At 61.6% G+C, this 7,178-nt stretch carries 9 protein-coding genes; 8 read left to right on the top strand and 1 reads right to left on the bottom strand.

Going from position 1 to position 7,178, the window contains the following annotated elements; genetic code table 11:
* The 8 genes from AC1DT3_RS08825 to AC1DT3_RS08790 form a co-directional block, all read left to right on the top strand.
* Positions 1 to 394, top strand: a 394-nt coding sequence (locus AC1DT3_RS08825; protein ID WP_477464882.1) for an oligopeptide/dipeptide ABC transporter ATP-binding protein, incomplete at its 5' end; no start/stop codon positions are given.
* A 42-nt stretch (positions 395 to 436) separates the two neighbouring features.
* Positions 437 to 829 (top strand): RidA family protein, encoded by a 393-nt coding sequence (locus AC1DT3_RS08820; protein ID WP_477464881.1) that lies wholly within the window; start codon positions 437 to 439, stop codon positions 827 to 829.
* Between the two features lie 133 nt (positions 830 to 962).
* Entirely contained in the window at positions 963 to 1,808 is an 846-nt protein-coding gene (locus AC1DT3_RS08815; RefSeq protein ID WP_477464880.1) for an SDR family NAD(P)-dependent oxidoreductase, read from the top strand.
* Between the two features lie 84 nt (positions 1,809 to 1,892).
* Positions 1,893 to 3,167 (top strand): ABC transporter substrate-binding protein, encoded by a 1,275-nt coding sequence (locus AC1DT3_RS08810; protein WP_477464879.1) that lies wholly within the window; start codon positions 1,893 to 1,895, stop codon positions 3,165 to 3,167.
* Positions 3,168 to 3,249: 82 nt separating this feature from the next.
* Positions 3,250 to 4,134 carry a branched-chain amino acid ABC transporter permease gene (locus tag AC1DT3_RS08805; RefSeq protein WP_477464878.1) on the top strand — a complete coding sequence of 295 codons (885 nt, stop codon included), beginning with the start codon at positions 3,250 to 3,252 and terminating at the stop codon, positions 4,132 to 4,134.
* Positions 4,131 to 5,141, top strand: coding sequence for a branched-chain amino acid ABC transporter permease (locus AC1DT3_RS08800; RefSeq protein WP_477464877.1), 1,011 nt, complete (start codon positions 4,131 to 4,133; stop codon positions 5,139 to 5,141). The genes AC1DT3_RS08805 and AC1DT3_RS08800 overlap by 4 nt, the downstream gene beginning before the upstream one ends.
* The gene (locus tag AC1DT3_RS08795; RefSeq protein ID WP_477464876.1) at positions 5,138 to 5,929 is read left to right on the top strand and encodes an ABC transporter ATP-binding protein; all 792 of its coding nucleotides are present in this window, start codon (positions 5,138 to 5,140) and stop codon (positions 5,927 to 5,929) included. Before AC1DT3_RS08800 ends, AC1DT3_RS08795 begins: the two co-directional genes overlap by 4 nt.
* On the top strand, positions 5,922 to 6,626 hold the full coding sequence (locus AC1DT3_RS08790; protein WP_477464875.1) for an ABC transporter ATP-binding protein: 705 nt from the start codon (positions 5,922 to 5,924) through the stop codon (positions 6,624 to 6,626). Before AC1DT3_RS08795 ends, AC1DT3_RS08790 begins: the two co-directional genes overlap by 8 nt.
* 24 nt (positions 6,627 to 6,650) lie before the next feature.
* Here AC1DT3_RS08790 and AC1DT3_RS08785 read toward each other — a convergent pair.
* A partial coding sequence (locus tag AC1DT3_RS08785) for an acyl-CoA dehydrogenase C-terminal domain-containing protein (protein ID WP_477464874.1) occupies positions 6,651 to 7,178 on the bottom strand: 528 nt, incomplete at its 5' end.

Below are 7,178 nucleotides of genomic sequence, written 5' to 3'. Positions count from 1 at the left end.
GTCCTACCTGTTCATTTCGCACGATCTGTCGGTCGTCAGGCACCTGGCGGACAATGTCATCGTCATGTATCTCGGCACCGTCGTCGAGCAGGGCGAGACGGRCGCGCTTTTCCGAGAACCCCGCCATCCCTATACGCAAGCCCTGATTTCGGCGATTCCGCTTCCTGATCCACGCGCACAGCGTAGGCGCGAGAGGATCATCCTCTCCGGCGACCTCCCCAGTCCGCTCAATCCTCCGCTCGGGTGCCCCTTTGTCAGCCGCTGCCCGATCCGCATTGAACGCTGCCGCACGATCCGCCCCGCGCTCGTGCCGGTCGAAAGCGGAACGGACGTCGCGTGTCTCGTGCGCGCGCCGTCCGGGGATCCGACAGTCTTGGCGGACGTGCGCAGATAGCCGCAATCCCTTCAACCGCGATGTCGAAAGGAACATTCGGCGATGACCATCGTGAGAAAAAATCCATCGAACCTTGCGCCGCCCGTCGGCCGATACCACCATCTTACAATCATCCCGCCAGGCAGCGAGATTCTCGCGATCGCGGGGCAAGTCGGATTGGACGCGGACGGCGAGCTTCCGACATCCGTCGAGGATCAGTTGCGGAACGCTCTCCTCAACGTCGAACGCATCTTGACGAGCGAAGGCCTCGATTCCAGCGCCGTGTTCAAAGTGAACATGTGGCTCACCACGCCGATCGATCGCGAGCGATACGTGGAGATCTGGAAGAGCTTTCATCGCGATGATCCTCCCGCCACCATGTTCGCCTATGTCGCTGCGCTCATTCGCCCGGAATATCTGGTCGAGGTTGAAGCGTGGGCAGCCCGCGGCGGTTGATGATCCGGTCCAGAGACTTCGGCAGGGCGGCGCTGTTGACGTCAGTATCTAACAACTGTTAGATATTCTCCAGCGCGTATGCGTCCCTCATTTGGGAACGGCAACGACGTTTCGCTGGAGTGAAGGATCTGCCATGCAGCCGCCCTCGAGAGACGTCAGCTTCGATCTTACCGGGATGACGGTGCTCGTCACGGGCGCGGCGTCAGGCATCGGCGAAGCGGTCGCCAGGGCCCTGGCGCAGGCTGGGGCTGCCGTGGGAGTCGGGGACGTGCAGACGGCCTCGACAGAGGCCGTCGCGGCGTCACTCCGCGAGGCCGGTGGCAAGGCCACCGCCCTTCCCTTCGACGTACGGGATTCGCAGACGACCGAGCGCGCAATTGCGACATTGGAAGCCACATTCGGCCCTCTCACCGGCCTCGTGACGGCAGCGGGTCTGTCCCGCCCCGCACCGGCCGAGAGCATGGACGAGGCGACCTGGGATCTTGTCGTCGATACCAATCTCAAGGGCATGTTCCTGTCGTGCCAGGCGGCCGGGCGGCGCATGCTCGCTCACGGAAGCGGCGCTATCGTCAACATTGCGTCCGTCAATTCGCTCGGCGGATTCGCCGGTCGTTCGAATTATTGTTCAGCCAAATTCGGCGTCTCGGGCCTGACCGAAGTGCTCGCCATCGAGTGGGGACGCCGAGGCATTCGCGTCAATGCGGTAGCTCCGAACGGCGTCGATACGCCTCTCGTGCGCAAGGGCATCCCTCCTCGCTTTTTGGATGATGTCCTGATCAACCGCACGCCTCTCGGCCGTATGGCCCATCCGGACGAGATCGCCGCCGTCGTGCTCTTTCTCCTCTCCGATGCGGCCTCCTACGTGACGGGCGCGATCATTCCCGTCGACGGCGGGCTTTGCGCCGGCTTCTACACCAATCGACAGGGCGCCGACCTCGCATCGACATCCCTTTTGAACGCCGGCGTTTACGCCGAATAGCGTCGCCGAATGACTAGGAATATCCATTGACCGGTCAAAAAATCTAACTACCGTTAGATAGCTAAAACAAGAAAGAGAGGGAACATGTCCAACGATTTCTCACGTCGCCAGATCACGAAATCTCTGGCTGTCTTCGGCGCCGCCAGCGCCTTTGGCAGCTTCTCTCGACCGAGCTTTGCGCAGGGCGCACCGATCCGTCTTGGCCTGATTGCACCGCTCAGCGGTTCTCAGGAGGTCATCGGCCGCTACCAGCTTGCCGGTGCGACGATCGCCGTCAACCAGATCAACCAGGCGGGCGGCGTGCTCGGCCGCAAGATCGAACTCGTCACGCGTGACGACAAGGCCGCTCCCGCTGCCGGCGTCGCCGCCGCCAAGGACCTTGCCGGCAACGGCGTGAACCTGATGTTCGGCGTGCTGTCGAGCGGCGTCGCCCTCGCAATTGCGCCCACCCTTCAGGCCGATAAGTCTGTACTCGTCGTTTCCGCGGCCGCGGCGAACGAACTGACGCACGATCAATTTAGCCCGAACGTTTTCCGGACCGCTGATCACGCGTATTCCCGCCAGCGCGCCCTCGCCAAACTCGTCGCGGCCGATTACCCGGCCGTATCCGACTGGACCGCCATCAACCCGCAGACCGCTATCGGAACGTCGAACTGGGATTCCTTTGTCGACGGGATGCTGCAATTCTATCCCGAAATCAACAAGAAGGCCGTGACGATCACGGATCCGATCTGGGCCAAGTTCGGCGCGACGGACTACAAGAACGAGATTGCGCAGCTCATGCGCAGCAAGTCTGAAGGTCTCTATTGCGGAGTCTATGGCGGCGACGCCGTCACGATGTTCGGACAAGCTGCAGCCTACGGTCTTACGAAAAAGTTCAAGGTATTGGTCGATCCCGGCAGCGAGTTCATCATCGCGCAGGCCATGGGCAAGAACACGCCGCCGGGCCTGTGGTCCGGTTTCCACTGGTTTTACGGCGCTTACAAAGGTCACAAGGTCAACGACGATCTCTATGACGCCTACGTCAAGATGACTGGCGACAAGTATCCTGCGGGCTATGTCGGCGAGGCGCATACCTCCGTCCTCGCCTATGCCAGTGCGATCCAGAAAGCCGGCAGCACCGACACCGACAAAGTCATTGCTGCGCTGGAAGGCCTCGAGTTCGATTCCTGCAAGGGAATGCGCAAGATCCGCAAGGAAGACCATCAAGCCATCTGCGATATCAACTTTGTCCAGTTCGGCCCCGATGACAGCGAGCAGGGCTGGAAGATCACAGGCCACAAAGTCATCAAGGACGAAGGCTTGAGCGAAGAACCGTCGCCAGGGCAGCCTCTGAAGTTCCTCTACAACAAGCGCTGAGCGATCTCTTCATCACTCAGTTGAATTCACGCTCAAAACCTGTCGGCGCACCGCCGGCAGGTTGACGGACAGGTGAACGATCGTGCTTGCGCTCCTTCTCGGGCCACTCTTCAACGGCCTCTTCACCGCAATGGTGGTATTCCTTTTCGCCACGGGGCTGACGCTCGTCTTCGGCATTCTCCGAATCCTGAATTTCGCCCATGGCGGCTTCTTCATGATCGGTGCGTACCTTGCGTTCTCCCTCGTCAAAACATTTGCCAGCGACACCTCGACCCTCGCCTACATCCTCATCAGTATCGTCGCTGGCGTGGTGGTGGGCCTCTGCGGTCTGGCGGTGGAGCGATTGGTGTTCAGGCCGCTCCAGCATGTTGATGAAGCCTATTCGCTGATCGCCACCTATGCACTCCTGTTGATCTCGGAAGGCGCCGTCAAAGCGATCTGGGGCGTTTCATTCCATAGCGTCATGACCCCAGCAGCACTCGGCGGGGCACTGATCGTCGACGACCTCGTGATGCCGGTTTTCGCCGTCTTCATCATCTGCCTTGGCGTGCTCTGCTATGTCGTGCTCGAGTGGATCCTTCAGCACACCGCCACCGGCAAACTCATGAAGTCCGTCGCAAGCGATCCGTGGATGGCCGGAATGCTTGGAATCAACGTCCCGCGCTTCTACGCATGGATCGTCGTCATCGGCTTCTTCTTGGCGGGCCTCGCTGGCGGCATGTTGCTGCCGAACCAGACCCTCTCACCCAACCTCGCCAGCGTGTTCGTGGTGCAAGCCTTCGGTGTCCTGATCGTCGGCGGCATGGGCAATATTCGCGGAACATTTCTCGCATCCATCCTGCTGTGCGTGATTGATTCCTACGGCTCGGTCATCTTCTCCGAGGTGCCCGGCATCTTTTTCTATGTCGCCATGGCCGCGATGCTTTTGGTGCGTCCGCAAGGACTGATCGCAGGAGCCCGCCTATGACGCCTCGGACAAGCGGCAGCACCTGGCAGCGAGACACCGCGGTCGCGGCCATCGTTCTCATCGTCCTCGTTTCGCTTCCCTTCGTGACCAATATGGGAATCGTGTTCGTCGCCGGGACCCTGGCATTGCACGTGGTGTTCGGATTGAGCTGGAATCTGATGTTCGGCCAAACTGGTCTCGTCAGCTTCGGTCATGCGTCGTTCTTCGCCATCGGCGGTTACGCTTTCGCATGGGCGGCGAAAGCCGCGCCTGCGATGCATCCGCTGCTTCTGTTTGCCGGTGCAGGGCTGTTCGGCGCGTTCATCGCGCTCGTTGTCGGGATTATCGCCCTTCGGCGGTCCGTCGGCGTCTATTTCGCGATCCTGACACTCGCACTGAGCCAGATCGTCTATCTGCTGTTGTCGTACATCCCCGCACTCGGGCGCGAGGACGGATTCACGGGTATCCGGCGCCCTCGCCTATCGCTCGGGTTCACAAGCATCGATCTCGCGAGCGGCAACAACTACTACTATTTCATGATCGCCATGTGCGCGCTTCTCGCGACCGGTTTGTGGTGGGTCATGCACGGCCGCATCGGACGTGTGTTCAAGAGCATCCAGCAGGATCCGGAGCGCGCGGCGTTCCTCGGCATCAACGTCCAGGCTTATCGTCTCAGCTCTTTTGCCATCGCATCGGGAACGACCGCGATCGCCGGTGCGCTGTATGCGCCGTGGTTACAATTGCTGACGCCGGAGATCGCTCATTGGACGTTCTCTGCACGGCCGATCCTCTATACGCTTCTGGGCGGCGTTCAGAGTTTCTGGGGGCCGGCCGTCGGCGCGCTCGTTTTCGCGGTGCTCGAATATGGCACGCGCACCCTGCACGGGTTGTCGGAGATCGTCATCGGCTCGATCTTGCTGCTGGTCGTCCTGGCATTCCCGGGCGGCCTCCTCGGCGGCTTGTCACGTCTGCGCAAACGGATGGCCCGCAAACCGGTTCTTGCCGCACGACCGGAGATCGTCCGATGATCCTCCACGGCACCAAGACAACCCCGATGCTCCTCGCCACGGATGTGGTGAAGGACTATCCGTCGGTCAAAGTTCTCAAGCGCGTCAACCTTTCGATCGCCGAAGGCGACAGCTTCGCCGTCATCGGTCCCAACGGCGCCGGAAAAACAACCTTGTTCAAGGTGCTTACCGGCGAAGTCTTCGCGGACAGCGGTACGGTTCGCTTCGAGGGCGACGACGTCACCCGCATGCCGGAATGGAATCGGGTGCGACTTGGCTTCGGCCGGACGTTCCAAGTCGCACGCGTGTTCTCGGAACTCACCGCTGAAGAGAACGTGGTGATCGCCATCGAGGCGTACGAGCGCAATCTCGGCCGGCGTCCCTCCCGCCTTCTCGCCTGCAGTCCCTCCCGCGAGGTACGCGACGCCGTCGAACAGACCCTTCTCGAAGTGGGGTTGATCGACAAGCGCGACGAACCGGCACGGCTGTTGTCCCACGGTGACAAGAAGCGACTCGAGCTCGCCATGAGCTTGGCGCTGCGCCCGCGGATTCTGATGCTCGATGAACCGACGGCCGGAATGTCGCCGGCGGATCGGCGTGCCGCGACCGAACTCATCGCCGCCATCAGGGAGCGTCATCAGATGACGATCGTGCTGACGGAGCATGACATGGAGGTGGTCTTCGGCCTCGCCTCACGCGTCGCCGTTCTGCACCAAGGCGCCGTGGTCGCCACCGGAACTCCTGCGCAGGTGCGCGACGATGCGATGGTGCGCGAGATCTATCTCGGATCGGAGCCTGTCCATGCTTGAAGTCGGATCGCTCAACGCTTTCTATGGCGACAGCCATATTGTCCAGGATGCCACAGTATCGATTCGAGATGGGGAAGGCGTCGCCATCCTAGGGCGAAACGGCGTCGGCAAGACGACCTTACTGAAAAGCATCATGGGCGGCGGTCCACGCGTCGTCGGCTTCGTCAAGCATCGCGGCGAGGACATCACCAGCCTTCCCAGTTTCCGTCGCGCGCGGCGCGGTCTTGGACTTGTTCCGGAGGATAGGCGCATCTATCCGCACCTGACGGTCGCGGAAAACATTGCGATGGGACGCCATGCGGCGCGTCCCGACGTTTCTCCCTATGCGATCGACGAGATCTTCGCGTTGTTTCCGATGCTGGCCGATCTGCGCAAGCGCCTCGGTTTCGAGCTCAGCGGCGGTCAACAGCAATTGCTCGCCATCGCAAGGGCGATGTTCGCCCGTCCGGAATACCTTCTGCTCGATGAACCGACGGAAGGGTTGGCGCCGGTGATCGTCGAGCAACTTGTGCGGCAGCTGCTCGATTTGAGACGTCAGAACGGAATGGCATTGCTCGTCGCGGAACAGAACGTCTGGTTCGCGCGCACGTGCACCGAACGTCTCTATCTGCTCGACAGCGGTCGCGTCGTATTCGAGGGAACGTGGGCGACCTTTGATTCCCGCGCGGACCTTCAGCAGCGCTATCTGGCGGTTTGATCTCTTCCGCCGACGAGCGCCGAATCAGACGTCACGCGCGAGCGCCTCTGCGGCATTGAGGAGAGACGCCGTGCCGGCCATCACCGTTCGCGCCAAGCCATCGGCGCGGGTCGCGATGTGATCCGCGAAGAAGCGGGCAAGCGCAATTCGCCCGCGATGGGCCACGTCATTCTCACCTCGCAGCATGGCGTCGTGCGAGGCCAGCGCCAACTGCGCCAGGGCTATCCCTCCCTGGGCGATGCCGAAGAGGTTGAGATAGGGCGTGGCACCTGCAAGCGCATCCTGCGGTGTAGCGCTGGTAGACGCTGCCTGAAGAAAGCGCGTGGCACGAGCGAGACTTTCGACGGCCATGTCGAGCGTGGGCGCAATGGACGCGAACTCGGCGTTGTCGGTCCGCGTCAAGCGCGCGACGACATCGCGCATGGAGGCGATCTGAGCCGCAACCGTCCCGCCGCCCGCAAGCGGCAGCTTGCGCATGACGAGATCGATKGCCTGRATGCCGTTSGTKCCYTCGTAGATCGGCGCGATGCGSGCGTCGCGRTAGTGCTGCGC

This window comes from Microvirga sp. P4_G7 (assembly GCF_056401005.1).
This window is presented reverse-complemented; position numbering and strand designations above follow the sequence as displayed.